The sequence below is a fragment of the Methylomonas fluvii genome (assembly GCF_014850975.1).
GTDB classification, from domain to species: Bacteria; Pseudomonadota; Gammaproteobacteria; order Methylococcales; family Methylomonadaceae; genus Methylomonas; species Methylomonas fluvii.
The window spans coordinates 1286107-1302110 of sequence record NZ_JACXST010000003.1 but is presented as its reverse complement, the minus strand read 5'-3'; the positions used below and the strand labels follow the sequence as shown (position 1 = coordinate 1302110).

Sequence of the window (16004 nt, the reverse complement as noted above, 5' to 3'; positions counted from 1 at the left end):
TTCACTGCTGTTTTTACTAAATTGGGTTTGCCGAGGCTCCGAATGAAATCGTCCGATACACATCCGCATAATTCCCGGCAGGCAGTCCGCGAGGCGTTAAAAGGCGCAACCAATGACTATCATAACCGTTTAAATCAACACAGTTTGCTGGTCGGAATCACCCAACCAGACTATTCGCTGGATAAATACCGAAAGCTGCTATCGGCTTACTACCATCTCTATCAGGCTTTGGAAGACAGTTTAATTGCCTTTCAGGCTTCTCAAGACTGTCAATTCGACTATTCTCAACGCCTTAAGCTGCCCTGGATTTGCCGCGATCTGGCTTTTTTGGGAATAGACCCGCTCAAGGCATGCAACATAGCTGAAAACGCGCTGGCACCGCAGGTAGCCAGTATGGGTGAATATACCGGGGTTTTATACGTGATCGAGGGATCGATGTTGGGCGGACAGCTTATTTCGCGTAGCCTAGAGGCAGACCATGGCTTGAGCGGCGAGACCGGTGCCTGCTTTTACCGCGGCTATGGTCAGGAAACCGGGCCTATGTGGCAAGATTTTCTGCGGTTTGCGGAAAACCTTGCCGGTGATGATAACCAGCGCTTGGCTGCCGAGCACGCCGCCTGCCAAACCTTTCAATTCTTTATTCAGGTGTTGGATGATTATGCCTATTCGTAAGTTACATGTTCTCCGTCTTGTCTAATGGGGGATATTGATCAGCAGGCGTTGCAACAGGCGCTGGAAAAGTGCGCGGCAGAGCCTATTCACCAAATCGGGCAGATTCAACCGCACGGCGCCGTACTGGTTCTGGGCGCCGAACATCCTTACCCGGTGTTACAGGCCAGCGCCAACGTTAGTGAATTTTTCAGCGAATTGACCGGAGATGTGTGCGGCAAATCGCTTCAAGAGTTGGTCGGCGAAAAAACTGCCGGGCAAATCGAGCAAATGTTTCAATCGGCGCAGAGTAAAAATACTGCCGCCGGGAAACTCAGCATCTCCCAATGCCACGGCCCTCTTGATCTACAGGCCCATGCTTATGTGAGTGACGGGCTATTGGTGCTGGAGCTCGTGCCTGATCACGACGCCGACCAGGAAGGGCGATTGTCCGAATGGCTAATGGAAATGCAGGAATCATTGCTGCGATACGACGCGAATAGCGATTTCTCCCGCTATTTCGATGATGTCGCGCTGTTGGTGCGGCGGATGAGCGGCTACGATAGCGTGATGATCTATCGGTTTGACTCTAATTGGAACGGGCAAGTGATCAGCCAAAATAGCGTGGATCATGCGCCGTCCTATCTGGGGTTGCACTTTCCGGCCAGTGACATTCCGCCACAAGCACGGCGGCTATATACGTGTAATCTGGTACGCTTGGTTGCCGATATTGATGCCGAGCCTGTACCGATTTTACCTGGCCTCAATCCCGTAACAGAGCGGCCGTTGGATATGACTTACTCGGCGTTGCGCTGTTTGTCGCCGATACATATCCAGTATTTGCGCAATATCGGTGTGCAGGGTTCGATGGTGATTTCCTTGCTGCAAAACGGCCGATTGTGGGGATTGATAGCATGTCATCACTTCACGGCAAAACGCGTGTCGATTGCCCAACGCGAAGCCGTGACGTTTATAAGCCGGATGGTGTCGTCGAAATTATCGTCGATTGAGGCCTTGGAGCAGTACAACTGCGTTGCCAGTGCTAACCATGTGATTGGTGAGTTGCTGAATTATATTTTTACCGATCACGAACAACTGGTCCTGCAGAAGTTATTGCCGCAGTTGATGGCGTTGCTGGATGCAACCGGGATAGTAGCTGTGGTGGAAGGTAAACGGCATGTTTATGGCGAGGTGTTGAAGCCTGCAGATCTAGGGGCCTTATTGCTCTGGCTGGGCGAACAAGCCAGCGGCCAGATATTTAGTTCTGATCATCTTGCCAATGATTTTGTACCGGCAGAAAAATACCAGGATATAGCCGCAGGGATATTAACCACACCGTTGCCCGGCGATATGCGCAATGTCATAGTTTGGTTCAGGCAGGAAAAGCCGCGTACCGTAAATTGGGCGGGCAAGGCCGAGAAAGGCTTGGTGATGGATCAAAACGGAAACTACCAACTGACGCCGCGCCAATCATTTGAAATGTGGACGGAACTATGGCGGGGTCGCAGCGAACCTTGGTCGCATGTGCAAATTGACATTGCCCGGATGTTGGCGATGACCTTGCCCGAGGGCTTGGCGCAAAAAAGCCGGTTGGAGCAAGCGCTGAGACAGCAACAGCTATTGGACGCGGAGCTGCGGATTGCGGCTACCGCTTTCGAGTCGCAGGAAGGCATCGTGGTTTTGGATGAGAATCGCTTGATATTGCGGGTAAACCACGCCTTTACCCGCATTACCGGTTACCTCAGCGACGAAGTAGTAGGTAAGAATCCGCGGGTATTGGAATTGGATTTGCAGGGTGTGGGCTATTACCAGGAGATGTGGGAAAGGGTCAATAATTCAGGGGGCTGGGAAGGTGAGATTTTTAGCAAACGTAAGGATGGCGCGGTTTTTCCCATGCACTTGGCCGTCAGTGCGGTGAAAGACCCGACGGGTTGCATCAAAAATTATGTGGCCACATTTGTAGATATTACCTCTATTAAAGCCGCTGCCGAGGAAATTGAGCGCTTGGCGTTTTATGATCCGTTGACCGGGTTGCCGAATCGCCGATTACTGCAAGATCGTTTGAAACGAGCGCTGATTGCCAGTGCGCGTAGCGGGCGGGAGGGGGCCATCCTATTTATCGATTTGGATAATTTCAAAACTTTAAACGACACCCTCGGTCACGACATGGGCGATTTATTGTTGCAATTGGTGGCGCAACGCTTGGTGGCTTGCGTGCGCGAAGGCGATACTGTTTCGCGCCTGGGTGGGGACGAATTTGTGGTGATGTTGACCGATCTGAGCGATGAAGTCCTTGATGCCTGCGCGCAGACCGAAGTGATAGCGAATAAAATCCTCACTGCCTTGACGCAAGCCTACCGGCTTGCCGACCACGAATATCGCAATTCGCCCAGTATCGGTGCCGTGTTATTCAACGACCAGGATTCAGACATAGAAAGCTTGCTGAAACAAGCCGATATTGCCATGTACCAGGCCAAGAAAGCCGGGCGGAATACCATACGTTTCTTCGACCCGGCCATGCAGGCCAGTATCAATGCGCGGGTCAAATTGGAGGCGGATTTACACGGTGCTTTAGCGAATAAGCAATTCCAACTGTATTATCAGCCGCAAGTCTCGCAGGGGTTGGATATTATCGGTGCTGAAGTCTTAATTCGTTTTCAACATCCCGAACGCGGTTTGATTTCACCTGCTGAGTTTATACCGTTGGCCGAGGATATCGGTTTGATTGTGCCGATAGGGCGTTGGGTACTGGAAACCGTTTGCCGACAACTGAAGATTTGGGAAAGCAGCGCACATACTCAACATTTGCAGTTGGCAGCAAATGTCAGTGCGCGGCAGTTTAGGCAAACTGATTTCGTCGACGTGGTGCGGCAAATCATTCGAGAGAGCGATATCAATCCGAATCGGTTGAAATTGGAGTTAACTGAAAGTCTGGTGCTGGACGATATTGATGAGACTATCCGCAAAATGCATGCGCTAAGGGAAATTGGCGTGCGTTTTTCAATGGATGATTTCGGTACCGGGAATTCCTCGCTATCCAATCTCAGAAAACTACCGATCGATCAATTGAAGATTGACCAAAGCTTTGTGCGGGATATTTCTATCGATCCGGACGATACCGTGATCGTCCAAACGATTATTGCCATGGCCAATAATCTGGGTTTGGACGTCATAGCCGAAGGAGTGGAAACCGAAGCACAACGTCAGTTTCTGGAAAATCATGGTTGCCATACATTTCAAGGCTATCTCTACAGTAAACCTTTGCCGTTAGATGGTTTTGAACGCTTGTTACCCTAAGGGTTCTTAACCCGTTGAGGACGGATTTGATTAGAGCCTTATATGGACTCCTCCCCAATTGCCAGCCAAGATTCCCAAAAATAATGTTTCCAACAGAGATCGAGATTGCAGCCATATATTCGGTCTCTTGATGAAGGTGCTTGATTGACCTTCGGACCCTGATGAATCTATCCGCGCGCTTTTTCCACTAACACCTTAACGGTTTCTAAAGAACCTATGCGCTAAACGGGATTTAAAAGCACCGGTCTGACCTGTTGAATGTCATCACTTTTGAGTGACTTGCCTCCGCAATCTGTTGAACTCGTTTATAGCGTTTGCATCACCGGATTGAGAGTTGTCCACGCTTTGCCCGACGCCGGAACCCTTCTCTCGTGTGGAGGCGTTGGGCAAAGGGTGGGCAACTCGGACATCACTCAATCAAGCCACTTGGGCCGCATATTCGCCAGAGCCAGTGGCCAGTGCCCAGATAATCCGGGCATTCTTGTTAGCTAAGGCCACGGCGGCCTTGTTGAAGCCTCGCCGTTCGATTAAGGCTTGTAGCCAGCGGCTCAACGGGTCGCTCTTGTCGCCGCAGTATTTCAATACCGCCCGGGCGCCGTGGATCAACAAGGTGCGCAAGCGCCGATTACCCCGTTTGCTGATGCCGAGCAAGACTTGGCGGTCGCCGCTACTATGCTGTCTGGGCACCACGCCCAAACTGGCGGCGTAATCACGACTGGACGTATAACCTTTGCCATCCCCCACATCGGCGGCGGCCAAAGTGGCGGTGAGCGGGCCTATGCCCGGAATGGCAATCAGACGTTTGCTCAAGGCATTTTGCCGGCACAGCGCTTCGATCTGCCGATCCATAGTTTTGATGGCCTCATCAATCGCCACCAGGGCTTGATACTGTTCGGCAAACAGCGCGCGGCTGAGCGTCGACAGTTGCTTCTCGGCATCTTCCAACATCAACGGCAACTGTTTTCTGACCTGATGGGCACTTTTCGGCAACACCAGCCCGCGCTCGGCCAAATGCCCGCGAATCTGATTGATCAAGGCCGTACGCTCCTCGACTTTGCCTTGGCGAATGCCATGCACCATGGCCAGGTCTTGTTGTTCCATGTTTTTAATGGCCACCGTACGTTTGTTCGGTTGCCGCGCCGCCGTAAAGATCGCCTCGGCATCGTTGAAATCGTTTTTGTTGCCCACCACGAAGGCTTTCACGTAACGGGCGTTCAATAGCACGACCTCATGACCCAGTGCTTGGAACGACCGTGCCCAGTGGTGCGAACCACCGCAGGCTTCCAGCGCGATCAGGCTTGGTGGTAGTTGAGCTATGAATTCCAGGAGTTCCGAGCGCTTTAGTTTCCGCTTGATCGCTTTGCCCTCGAGCATCATGAACAGATGAAACACTTGTTTTGCTATATCCAAACCCACTACGTTACGATTCATTTCGGACTCCTCTTTGTCCCGTTTAAATTTTCGGGTGCATTGTGACACCGCTAGGGGTGAGGAGGAGTCCATGTCATCACCTTAGAGCTGGCTGGATTAGTTTTGGGGCGCGTCTAAGCATCATTGTAGAGTCGGACCTGGCATATGCCGGTCAAAAAATTCCCACAGTAAATACTTATCTGTAGAATCGCGGTTTTTTTGCCAAGCGATCCGGGGAGCAAAAGTCGAATGGGTAGAGCGTATCAAAACCGTAAAGTGTCCATGGCCAAGACGGCTGACGCCAAGGCCAAGGTTTACAGCAAATATGGCCGTGAAATCTATATGGCTGCCAAATCCGGCGGTATTGATCCATCCGGCAACTTGACCTTGCGGGGTTTGATCGATAGAGCCAAAAAAGACCAAGTGCCTACTCACGTCATCGAAAAAGCTATCGATAAAGCCAAGGGCGGTGGCGGGGAAGATTTTGCGCCAGCTCGTTATGAGGGTTTTGGGCCTGGCGGTTGTATGGTGATCGTCGATTGCTTGACCGATAATCCCAATCGCACGTTTGGCGATGTGCGGCTGTGTTTTACCAAAACGAAATGCAAGATCGGTACGCAAGGCGCTGTCAGTCATATGTTCGATCATTCAGCAATCCTGGCGTTTAAACACAACGACGAGGATGCCGTACTGGAAGCCTTGCTCAGTGCGGATGTCGATGTGTCCGACATCGAAAACGAAGATGGCAAGTTGACCGTGTTTACCCCCCATGCCGACTACGCGAAAGCCAAGCAGGCCTTGACGGATTTATTGGGCGAGATCGATTTTGAAGTGGATGAAATTCAGTTTATGCCTAGAAGTGTTACCCCTATCAGCGGCGACGATGTGGTGATGTTCGAAAAATTTTTGGATATGTTGAACGACCTGGATGACGTGCAAAATGTTTTCCATGATGCCGAATATTAAGGGCAAAACCGTTCGGTGAATTGGGTATTGGATTCAGGAACCTTAGGGTTCCTGAATTCATTACAACGCTGTGCCATTGCTTGTTTTAGCGTGATAATTCGGATATTGTTTCTAAATGTAAAACAAATAATGCGTATTCAATGGCATTGTTAATGAATTATATCTATCTTATAGTGTAAGCGTGTTTATTACGGAGTAACAAAAATGAATGACTTACAAAAAGATATTTTGAACGGTTTGGCTTTTATCACCGGCGTGATTGGTTTTATGTCAGGCGAATTTATTCTTTCATCGGCATTATTTGCTTCAACGACTGTTGCGAGCAACATCAACGTAAATCGGAAAAAACGCCAGGATTGAGCTGGCTTAGTATAGGGCGGTTATATCGGCCTATATCGCTTTAGCAGGGAAATAATGCATCGGCTTAGGCCGGTTTTTCCGGAGCCTGCTGTCATCTTCTCGGCTTTATCTTAATCTAGGCGATCAATAAATTCGCATTTGATCGACAGATTTAAAAATCTATCCGTTCCGGCGCCACCCGCAACACTTCCTCAATGGTGGTAATGCCGGCGGCAACTTTTTCCGCACCACTTAGCCGCAACGGGCGCATACCTTCTCTGATCGCTTGGCGTTGCAGCAACAGTGTGTCGCAGCCTTCCACGATCAATTTTTGCAGGGTCGGCTGGTTTTCGAAAATTTCGTAGATGCCGATACGTCCGGCAAAGCCGGTATTGCGGCAAGTCTTGCAACCAACAGCCTTATAAATTTGCTTAGGGGTAGCGACTTTAAACGGCGCGACCAATGCCTGCCACTTTGCTTGGTCTACGGTTGTCGCGGTTTTGCATTGCCCACATAGCACCCTTATCAAGCGTTGCGCCATTACCCCCAATATGGTTTGCTGAATCAGATAGCCTGGCAGGCCAAGATTTAACAAACGTGTCACCGCAGCTGGCGCACTATTGGTATGGAGAGTGGAAATCACTAAATGTCCGGTCAGCGAAGCTTGCACGGCCATTTCCGCCGTCTCCAAATCGCGAATCTCCCCGACCATAATAATGTCCGGATCTTGCCGAAGTAGGGTGCGAATCCCACTGGCGAAATCCAAACCGATATTGGCCTGAGTCTGCATTTGATTGAAAGCCGGCTCTATTTGCTCGATGGGGTCTTCCACGGTGCACAGATTGATTTCCGATGTGGCCAAACGCTTTAGCGTGGAATACAAGGTGGTGGTTTTACCGGAACCGGTCGGGCCGGTCACCAGAATAATACCGTGGGTCTGGTTGGTCATCCGGTTCCAAATCGCCAGCTCCTGTTTATTAAAGCCCAACTGCTCGTAATCGCGCAGTAAGACTTCCGGGTCGAAAATTCGCATTACCAGCTTTTCGCCAAACGCAGTTGGCATGGTGGAAAGCCTTAATTCTATCTCCTTGCCGTTGCTATTTTGGGTCTTGATCCGGCCGTCTTGCGGCAGGCGTTTCTCGGCGATATTCATCCGGCCTAAAATCTTCAAGCGGCTTAACACCGCATTCATGATCGGCATCGGTAGTTGATAAACCTTGTGCAGAATGCCGTCGATCCTGAATCGCACATTGCCTTGCTGGCGGCGCGGCTCGATGTGAATATCACTGGCGCGCTGGTCGAAGGCGTACTGCAACAACCAGTTGACCAGATTGACCACATGCTGATTGTTCGCGTCCAGATCGGCGCTTTTGCTCAGCTCAACCAATTGTTCGAAGTTTTGGCCTTCTGCGGCGCGACCGTCGTTATGCGTTTGTGCGCCTTTCAGCGATTTGGAAAAGTTATAAAACTCGTCCAGATAGCGTTTGATTTCGTCTGGATTGGCAAACACACAGCGAATCTTGCCGTGGTGCATCTTCGCCAGGTCGAGTTGCCAGGCACGGATGAAGGGTTCGGCGGTGGCTACTACGATTTCATCGGCGTCGATCTTGATCGGCAGAATATTGTAATTGCCGGCGTAAGCCTTACTGAACAAGGCAGTGACCGTAGGTACGTCGATTTTCAGTGGGTCGAAATAGTAGTAAGGCATAGCCAGCTTTATGGCCAGCCATTGGGTCAAGTCTTCTTGAGTCAATGGGGTGCCGAGCTGGCTTTGGTCGGCGAGTTCGCACTCGGCTAACACCTTTAACGGATGCTTGTTGAGATTGATTTTGGCGACCGCGTACTGCCGGCATTTTTCGACATCCTTAGCGGATAACATGCCGTCCTCTTCCAGCCACTTCACGATCTGGTTGATGTCCAGCTTTCTGTCTTCGGATTTGTGTTCTTCCCGCATGCGCCTGGTTTGCTATGATATATGGGTTTAGTCTAGCCAAATATGCCGGATGCTGTGTAGATTTAAAGCTCGGCGGTGGAATTTTTACGCAGAGCATGGAACACTGCGAAAAAGCAAAGTGAGACGACGACAAGGGCTATAATAGCGAATCGATTCTTTAATGCTGGGGTAGCTTAAATCTTAACCCTATACAATTAAAGCTTCCAGAAACAAACTACTTTCAGGATTTTTAAGCGATGTTTACCCAATTGCATCCAGGCAAGAACCGGGCACTTTTGATACAAGTGTGTTTATTGACCAGTGCAGTGCTGCTGCCCGGATGCGCGAGTACTGAAAAGCGTGACGAGCTTTCGGTTTATGAGGCAGGCCATGCTGATCCTTACGAGGGATTTAACCGGTCCATGTACGGGTTTAACATGACACTGGACAAATATTTTTTTAAGCCGGTTTCTGATGGTTACAAATTTATTACACCCGATTTCATGGAAACCGGCGTCAATAATTTCTTCACCAACTTGAAGGGTATTAACGTGGTGCTCAACGATGTCCTTCAGGGTAAATTCCAACAGAGTGCTTCTGACGCCGGACGCTTTTTAACCAATACCACCATTGGCGTGGGTGGGTTAATAGATGTCGCCAGCGAAGTCGGTTTAAAAAACAACGTTGAAGATTTTGGGCAAACTTTGGCCGTGTGGGGAGTTGGGCAAGGTGCGTATTTGGTGCTGCCGGTTTTTGGACCCACCACTATTCGCGATGGCGGCGCGGGCATCCTCGATAGAGCCGCTAACCCAGGTACTTACTTGCCGGGCACTGGTATTCTCGAGGGGATTAATGATCGTGCAAATGCCGAAGGGGCGTTGAACTTTATCAATGAGGCTGCCTTAGACCCCTATGTGTTTACTCGGGAATCGTTCCTGCAATATCGGCGCAATTTGGTCAACGACGGTAAAAGCGACAGCGCGAACTATGATCTGGATATTGATCACACCGTTGACGCTGCGGCTGAACCTAAGCCCAATAGCTCGGAAGTTCTCAAGCCATCGCTAGACACCACGAACAAGACCGAACAGAGTGGGTCACCGTCCACTCAGCCTGCCGTCGGCGCTACTGCTGATACCAATGCCTTTGACAACATGCTGCAATCGTTTGAGGAAGCTTCAAACAAGCTCGATAAACTGAGTAAACACAGACGTAGAAGGTGAGATTAAGACCTGGGTAAGGCCCACTATGCGGCTTTATCCAGGTAAGCTCTTTTGAGTGTTTAGTAACTGAGAGAGCCTTTTTTTCCTCAGATCTACGCAGCAAAGCCGCAGCGGTAATCAGAGGTTTGTTGTTTACGCGAATTTGATCTAATCGGATGGTGCGGAATTCTCGGATACAGATTGCTTTGCGGTTTGCCGCTTTTTCCTGACAGCATAGAAGTAGGTCATGCCGGAAATGGTGCCGCATACCGTAGCTAATTTATCCAGAATAGGCGCGACGGTTACTATCAAAGGTTCATCGACCAGCCCCAACCACACGCCAAAAGCGCTTAGTCCGGTCGGCGTGGCTATTGTCGCCGCGACAGCCGATAGCCCGGCAATGATGCCTGTCGCCATGGCGACATGTTCTACCCTAGTGGCAATAACTTCGTGGTTCATGTGGATTGCGGGCGTATACGGTGGATTAATCGCAACCGGGTTTCCCGGCGGCTGAGCAGAAAAATCGCCTGCATTTTAGTCAGTTTCGAGCTGCTTGTCAGCGGGAGTGGCTAGCGAATGCTGGCGAAGATTGTCGGCAATCGTTGGCGTTATCGGACTGAGGTTTCTTTGCTGTGCTGAGCGCAGGCAATATCCGAAATTGGTGTTTGACATTCTTCTGAACCTGGAGTAATACGTCGTCCTATTGGAGTGAAACTGCATGTTCATTCCGAAACCTGCCGCCAGCCTGCGGTGTATTCAGGGAGTTTAGATCGCTATGTCTTCCCTAACTGTTTCCAGTGTTAATCAATCCGGCTTTCAACAGTTGAGCGCACTGACGGCCAAAAGAAATGCGGATCAGGCCGAGCAAATGGCGCAAGCCTTGAGAAAACAGGCGGATACCGTTCAAGCCCAAGCCGACCAATACGCAGCCAAAGCCCAGGCGCTCGATTCCCAAGCCAGTAAGGCCAAGGTGAACTCTGACGCTGCACACTTAAGATTGAATCTGTCCAACGCTTTTCAAGATGCGGGCGCGCAGTTAACTAAGACTATTCAGAACGCCGAGGTAAGACCGTCTACCTATTCGCAAACAGTGGCGGGTATAACGACAACTTCTGCGGCTGATGACAATAAAGCTGTGGGGAGCTCAATAGACATCGTTGCTTAGCCTGATTCTCGTTCAGTTAGATAAGCAGTAGAGTTCGTAAAATACAGTAAGCGAGGTGACATTATGTTGTCGTCAATCAATACCACCAGCCTGGATAAATCCCAAAGTCTGATCCAAACCAGTATCCAGCGCCTTAGTTCCGCGAAGCGGATCAATTCGGCCGCCGACAACCCTGCCGGGTTGGCAATTACCGATGCCATAAGCAGTCGCTTGGGAGGGCAAAATCAAGCAATCGGCAATATCGGCAACGGTCTGTCGCTTACGGATACAGCCGGTAGCGCATTAACTCAGGTAACCGACAATCTGCAACGTATCCGTGAATTGACGGTGCAAGCCGGTAATAGCTCTTTGTCGGCCGCTGATCGGCAAAGCATTCAGGACGAGATCAACGGCTTGGGTAAAAGCATTGATGGTATCGCCGGCAACACCCAGTTCAACGATCAAAAGCTGTTGGACGGTAGTTTTTCCGGTCAATTGCAAATCGGCCCCAATCCCGGCGATACCCTTGGCTTAAGCCTGGGTAATGTATCCAGCACAGCCCTGGGTGTGTCGGGATTGGATGTATCAAGCGCTACAAATGCGTCCAATGCGCTGGATACTATAGATAGTGCGATTAAAAATGTCGGGAATCAGCAGAGTAACTTGGCAAGTACCGCTGCCGGCTTGAATTCAAATCTGGCGAATCTAAGCAGCAGCTATCAGAATCTGGCCGAGACCCTCAGCCGTATTCAAGATACCGACTACGCGCAAACGGCTGCTGACTTGAATAAGGGAAAGCTGCAAAACCAGGTGGCTAGCTACGCGCTCAAGCTATATCAAGACAATCAAAAAGCCGCATCCGCGTTGTTAACCGGAATCTGAATACCGCGTGATGTGAGCCTGCACATCAGGTTTTGATTGCTTGGGATTGCTCTATCGCTATTCAGCTGCGTTGCCGCACCTAAGGTTTAGCCTAGCGGGCGTGATTGCTTAGTGACGACTCAGTAAGCGCTTACGCAATTTCAACGGTTTTACCAGAACAGGAAAAAGCGCGAAGCGCCGCACCAGCCATTTTCTGAATTCTTCCAGCATTAGCATGCCGAGCACAAACGGCAAGGTAAACAGCCAAACGCCGGCGTCTATCGGTGCAGTGCCGAACAGCGCGTTGCCCCAGGGCGTGTAGACAATCGTCAGAATCAACGCAATTTCCAAAGCAATGCCGGACAGGATCAGTTTATTGTCCAAGAACGATGTGGCTAACAGGCCGCGTTGCCGCTGTTTACAGATAAACACATTAACGATCTGCATCATGATGATCGCGGTCAGGCAGGCGGTAGTGGCTTGCAGGTAGAGCGGGTTATGGCTGGACAATATCTCGCCATAATCCCAGCCGCCGCGATGCAACACAAAAAAGAATGCAGCCATTGCCGCGAGGGCTTCCAGCAGCCCCAGGAAGCCGTAGGCTCTGGCCAGCAAGCGCCAGTCGATCAGCGTTTCCTTGTAAGAGCGCGGCGGTTTGTTCATGGCGGATGCATCCGGCTTTTCCACGCCCAAGCCCAAAGCCGGCAGCATGTCGGTACCCAAATCCACCGCCAAAATTTGGATGATGGTCAGTGGCAGCGGAATTTTGCACAACACAAAGGCCAGGTAAGGAATCAGTTCCGGGATGTTGGAGCTGAGAATATAGGTGAGGAATTTGCGGATGTTGTCGAACACCGCGCGGCCTTCCTCAATGGCGGCAACGATGCTGGCAAAGTTGTCGTCCAGCAAAATCATGTCGGCCGCTTCCTTGGCGACATCGGTACCCGCCATACCCATGGCGATGCCAATGTCGGCTTTCTTTAAGGCTGGTGCATCGTTGACGCCATCGCCTGTCACCGCGACCACATGTTTCTTGCGCTGCAAGGCATCCACGATCAGCATTTTCTGGTCGGCGCCGACCCTGGCAAAAATGATTTCCGGCGCATCCAACGCCACTTGCAACTGGCTTGCTGTGAGTTTTTTTAATTTGTCGCCGGTAATCACTTTGGGATTATCCGATTCGATCAGCTTGATCTGCCGGGCAATCGCTACCGCAGTATGCGGATGGTCGCCGGTGATCATGATGACTTTAATGCCGGCGATATGGCATTGAGCAATGGCATCAGCGACTTCCGGCCGCGGCGGATCTTCCAAGCCCACCAGGCCGCTGAAGATCAAGGCTTGTTCCGGCTCGGCTTCGACAGGGGCTGATAGGGGCCGATAGGCAAACGCCAGCACGCGTAATCCTTGGTCGGCCATGGTTTTTAGAGCGTTTACCAGCTGTTGACGACCGGCGTCGCCGAGAGGTTCTACGTTACCGTGAATCACAATATGCCGGCACAGCGGCAGTACCATTTCCAGCGCACCTTTGCAAAACAACATTTTGCCTTGTGGTGTATCGTGAATAGTCGACAGGCGTTTGCGGTCGGTATCGAAGGGCACTTCGCCGATTTTCGGGTAATCGACGCGCATGCCTTGCTCATGTGCCATGAACACCAATGCCAGTTCCATCGGGTCGCCCAGCAAACCTTTGCCTTCCACGTGTTTCAGGCTATGGCACAAAGCCGCGTTGGCTAAAAAGGCGGTGTGATGTTGCAGGCTATCGCTGCCCAATTGCTCGGGTTGCCAATATTGATTATCCAGAAACAGTTGCTTAACCGCCATGCGGTTTTGGGTTAGCGTACCGGTTTTGTCGGTGCAGATTACCGTGGTCGAGCCCAGTGTTTCCACCGATGGCAGATTGCGGATCAAGGCATTACGTTTGGCCATGCGCTGCGTAGCCATCGCGAGCGACAGCGTGACGGTGGGTAGCAGGCCTTCCGGCACGTTGGCAACGATGATGCCGATCGCGAACATGAAGTTTTCCCAAAACGTCAGGCCGATGAATTGCCCAATAAAGAAAAACACCACCCCCAACAGCAGGGCCAGCAAAGCCACGAAACGGCTGAGCCGGCGGATTTGCAGTTGCAACGGCGATTGGCCTTTGACCGTGGTTTTCAATGTGTGGGCAATTTTGCCGAACTCGGTATGCATGCCGGTAGCAAACACCAGTGCCTTGCCTTCGCCGGCCACCACCGAGGTGCCGGCCAGTAAAATGTTGCGGCTTTGGCTGATGTCCTCGACATCCGACGCTTGCGCATCACGTCCCTTGGGCAGTGATTCGCCGGTGATGGTGGCGTTGTTTACCCGTAAATTGAATGCTTCCAGCAGTCGGCAATCAGCCGGCACGTTATCGCCTTCCTGCAATACCAGCAGGTCGCCCGGCACCAGTTCGTCGGCAAATACCAAACTGAGCTCGCCGTCGCGGATTACTTTAACTTGATGCGGCAGCAGCTTTTGTAAGGCGGCGATTGCTTGCTCGGCTTGATGGCGTTGCCAGAACGAGAAACAGCCGTTGATCGCTATGACGCCCAGCACCGCATAACCCAAAGTTGCCATGCCCTCGCCGGGTTGCCGGGATTCCGCGAAAAACGCCAATCCGGCTGCCAGCCATAAAATCAAGGCAAAAAAGTGTAGAAACTCTTGCACAAACGCCAACAGTGCCGATGTCTTTTGGCTTTCTTCGATACGGTTGAAACCAAATTCGTGTAAACGGCCTTCAATGACGACATCGGCCAGGCCGTTCATGCTGGAGCCTAAACTGCCCAGAGCTTCTTCGGGGCTTAGATGGTGAATTTTCATGCTCGTAATCCGATTAGCGAACTAGGTTTGGCAGTTTAAAACGAATCGGAGTATTTCCGGTATGCGTCGCGGTGCGTCCATCATCTTACTTGCGTTTTGGAGGGCGTAGCAGGCAAACTCTCTCATTTTTGGTTTGGACAGAAAAGATGAGCCTGAATTGCCGCTATTCTCTCGCGCCTTTCGCCGCTAGGTACATGGCTGTGTTGGTTTTATGTGCTTTGCAGGGGTGCTTTTCGCCGCTGGCGCTGGACAGGGCAGTGGTCGAATACGACAAGGTTACTACCGATATTTTGTCGAAACAGTTGCTGCTGAATATCGGTCGAGCCCATCAGCACCAACCCATGCATTTCACGGGTGTTTCAAACATCGCCGCGACCTTTAATTTTCAATTTAATGCTGGCGCCACGCCGGCCTTTACCGGTGAAGTCGGTTCGGTGATGACGCCGGTATTTGGCGGGACGATGTCGGAAAATCCGACTATCAGCATTGTGCCGATTGAAGGCGAGGAGTTTACCCGGCGCCTGTTGACACCGTTTCAGGAAAACAAGCTGACTATGTTGTTGAGGCAAGGCGTGGATGTGGATTTGGTGCTGCGTCTGCTTGCCGGTGAACTGCGGCTGAACGGCGGCCAGCAGTCCGGCGTGTATTTGAATCAACCTGCGGACGGCGACGGTTATCGTTTGTTTCGGCAAGCTGTGCTGCATTTGTCCGCCATCCAGGATAGTCATAAGTTGTTTGTGGAACCGTTGATATTCAATCGCAGCTGGAGTCTGCCCGCCGAATCGCTAAACGCCGAGCAATTGGCTACTTTACAAAAAGACTATAAAGTTGAGTTTAACGCAGAGCAAAAGCAAGTGACCTTAACTAGGCGGGTGACCGGGCGGATAGTATTGACCAATTACGATCCCGCGACCCTGAGCAACGACGAGCGTTTAGCTTTGCATGACGAAGCTGACCGAGGCGCGGAGAATGATGTCAGCGTCGATATTCGCTCCGGTTATCCGGGCGGCGAATGGCCGCTGCACGGTGTATTTCGCTTGCGCAGCTTTCACAACGTGTTGAATTTTATCGGACAAACGATAAACGATGATCCGGAGTACCCCGTAGATAAGCATCCGCGGACGCCTTCGGTGAGCGAGAACCCGGTACACACGCTGGCCTTGTTGGTCGATGAAGACGAGCCATCAGCAACCGAGATTAGCGTGCGCTTCGGCGATTATTATTATGCCTTGCAGCCGGAAACCGGCTATCAATGGAATCGGGAAGGTTTTAGATTGTTGTGTCAAATTTTTCAAATGACGATGACCGATTTGGCGCGTAAGGGTGCGCCGGAAATCACCATTTCCAAATAAACGGGAGACAT

At 51.1% G+C, this 16004-nt stretch carries 12 protein-coding genes; 8 read left to right on the top strand and 4 right to left on the bottom strand.

The genetic code is table 11. From position 1 onward, the window contains the following. The first annotated feature begins 42 nt into the window (after nucleotides 1-42). Together EBB_RS23555 and EBB_RS23550 are read left to right on the top strand one after the other, a co-directional pair. Nucleotides 43-672 carry a biliverdin-producing heme oxygenase gene (locus EBB_RS23555; RefSeq protein ID WP_192396082.1) on the top strand — a complete coding sequence of 210 codons (630 nt, stop codon included), beginning with the start codon at nucleotides 43-45 and terminating at the stop codon, nucleotides 670-672. Between the two features lie 24 nt (nucleotides 673-696). Next, entirely contained in the window at nucleotides 697-3945 is a 3249-nt protein-coding gene (locus tag EBB_RS23550; protein ID WP_192396081.1) for a bifunctional diguanylate cyclase/phosphodiesterase, read from the top strand. Nucleotides 3946-4362: 417 nt separating this feature from the next. Here the strand turns inward: EBB_RS23550 and EBB_RS23545 are convergent, their stop codons facing one another. Continuing rightward, entirely contained in the window at nucleotides 4363-5376 is a 1014-nt protein-coding gene (locus tag EBB_RS23545; protein ID WP_192392543.1) for an IS110 family RNA-guided transposase, read from the bottom strand. 228 nt (nucleotides 5377-5604) lie between these two features. On the opposite strand from EBB_RS23545, the gene EBB_RS23540 reads away from it, so the two are divergent. Both EBB_RS23540 and EBB_RS23535 read left to right on the top strand, forming a co-directional pair. Continuing rightward, nucleotides 5605-6321: a YebC/PmpR family DNA-binding transcriptional regulator gene (locus EBB_RS23540; RefSeq protein WP_171695887.1), complete on the top strand. Its 717-nt coding sequence runs from the start codon at nucleotides 5605-5607 to the stop codon at nucleotides 6319-6321. A gap of 204 nt (nucleotides 6322-6525) precedes the next feature. Further along, nucleotides 6526-6681, top strand: a complete 156-nt coding sequence (locus EBB_RS23535; RefSeq protein ID WP_165385973.1) for a hypothetical protein — start codon at nucleotides 6526-6528, stop codon at nucleotides 6679-6681. A gap of 151 nt (nucleotides 6682-6832) precedes the next feature. Here EBB_RS23535 and tfpB read toward each other — a convergent pair whose 3' ends face one another. Beyond that, nucleotides 6833-8614: a type IV pilus assembly ATPase TfpB gene (gene tfpB, locus EBB_RS23530; protein ID WP_192396080.1), complete on the bottom strand. Its 1782-nt coding sequence runs from the start codon at nucleotides 8612-8614 to the stop codon at nucleotides 6833-6835. A 236-nt stretch (nucleotides 8615-8850) separates the two neighbouring features. Here tfpB and EBB_RS23525 point away from each other — a divergent pair, with 236 nt between their 5' ends. Continuing rightward, nucleotides 8851-9816, top strand: coding sequence for an MlaA family lipoprotein (locus EBB_RS23525; RefSeq protein WP_192396079.1), 966 nt, complete (start codon nucleotides 8851-8853; stop codon nucleotides 9814-9816). Between the two features lie 147 nt (nucleotides 9817-9963). On the opposite strand, the gene EBB_RS23520 is transcribed toward EBB_RS23525, so the two are convergent. Then, nucleotides 9964-10254 (bottom strand): hypothetical protein, encoded by a 291-nt coding sequence (locus EBB_RS23520; protein WP_192396078.1) that lies wholly within the window; start codon nucleotides 10252-10254, stop codon nucleotides 9964-9966. 316 nt (nucleotides 10255-10570) lie between these two features. Here EBB_RS23520 and EBB_RS23515 point away from each other — a divergent pair, with 316 nt between their 5' ends. Next, complete coding sequence (locus tag EBB_RS23515; RefSeq protein ID WP_192396077.1) at nucleotides 10571-10960, top strand: hypothetical protein; 390 nt, start codon at nucleotides 10571-10573, stop codon at nucleotides 10958-10960. 63 nt (nucleotides 10961-11023) lie between these two features. Then, a complete protein-coding gene (locus tag EBB_RS23510) occupies nucleotides 11024-11821 on the top strand; it encodes a flagellin (protein WP_192396076.1) in 798 nt (265 codons plus the stop codon). A 108-nt stretch (nucleotides 11822-11929) separates the two neighbouring features. Here EBB_RS23510 and EBB_RS23505 read toward each other — a convergent pair whose 3' ends face one another. Beyond that, nucleotides 11930-14641 carry a cation-translocating P-type ATPase gene (locus EBB_RS23505; RefSeq protein WP_192396075.1) on the bottom strand — a complete coding sequence of 904 codons (2712 nt, stop codon included), beginning with the start codon at nucleotides 14639-14641 and terminating at the stop codon, nucleotides 11930-11932. Nucleotides 14642-14835: 194 nt separating this feature from the next. Between EBB_RS23505 and EBB_RS23500 the strand changes: the two genes are divergently transcribed. Beyond that, the gene (locus EBB_RS23500) at nucleotides 14836-15993 is read left to right on the top strand and encodes a hypothetical protein (protein ID WP_192396074.1); all 1158 of its coding nucleotides are present in this window, start codon (nucleotides 14836-14838) and stop codon (nucleotides 15991-15993) included. Nucleotides 15994-16004: the final 11 nt, after the last annotated feature.

Coding starts and splice junctions, on each gene's coding strand:
- EBB_RS23505 (WP_192396075.1), bottom strand. CDS start 14,641: ATGAAAATTCACCATCTAAGCCCCGAAGAAGCTCTGGGCAGTTTAGGC.
- EBB_RS23550 (WP_192396081.1), top strand. CDS start 697: ATGGGGGATATTGATCAGCAGGCGTTGCAACAGGCGCTGGAAAAGTGC.
- tfpB (WP_192396080.1), bottom strand. CDS start 8,614: ATGCGGGAAGAACACAAATCCGAAGACAGAAAGCTGGACATCAACCAG.
- EBB_RS23500 (WP_192396074.1), top strand. CDS start 14,836: ATGGCTGTGTTGGTTTTATGTGCTTTGCAGGGGTGCTTTTCGCCGCTG.
- EBB_RS23545 (WP_192392543.1), bottom strand. CDS start 5,376: ATGAATCGTAACGTAGTGGGTTTGGATATAGCAAAACAAGTGTTTCAT.
- EBB_RS23515 (WP_192396077.1), top strand. CDS start 10,571: ATGTCTTCCCTAACTGTTTCCAGTGTTAATCAATCCGGCTTTCAACAG.
- EBB_RS23535 (WP_165385973.1), top strand. CDS start 6,526: ATGAATGACTTACAAAAAGATATTTTGAACGGTTTGGCTTTTATCACC.
- EBB_RS23540 (WP_171695887.1), top strand. CDS start 5,605: ATGGGTAGAGCGTATCAAAACCGTAAAGTGTCCATGGCCAAGACGGCT.
- EBB_RS23525 (WP_192396079.1), top strand. CDS start 8,851: ATGTTTACCCAATTGCATCCAGGCAAGAACCGGGCACTTTTGATACAA.
- EBB_RS23520 (WP_192396078.1), bottom strand. CDS start 10,254: ATGAACCACGAAGTTATTGCCACTAGGGTAGAACATGTCGCCATGGCG.
- EBB_RS23510 (WP_192396076.1), top strand. CDS start 11,024: ATGTTGTCGTCAATCAATACCACCAGCCTGGATAAATCCCAAAGTCTG.
- EBB_RS23555 (WP_192396082.1), top strand. CDS start 43: ATGAAATCGTCCGATACACATCCGCATAATTCCCGGCAGGCAGTCCGC.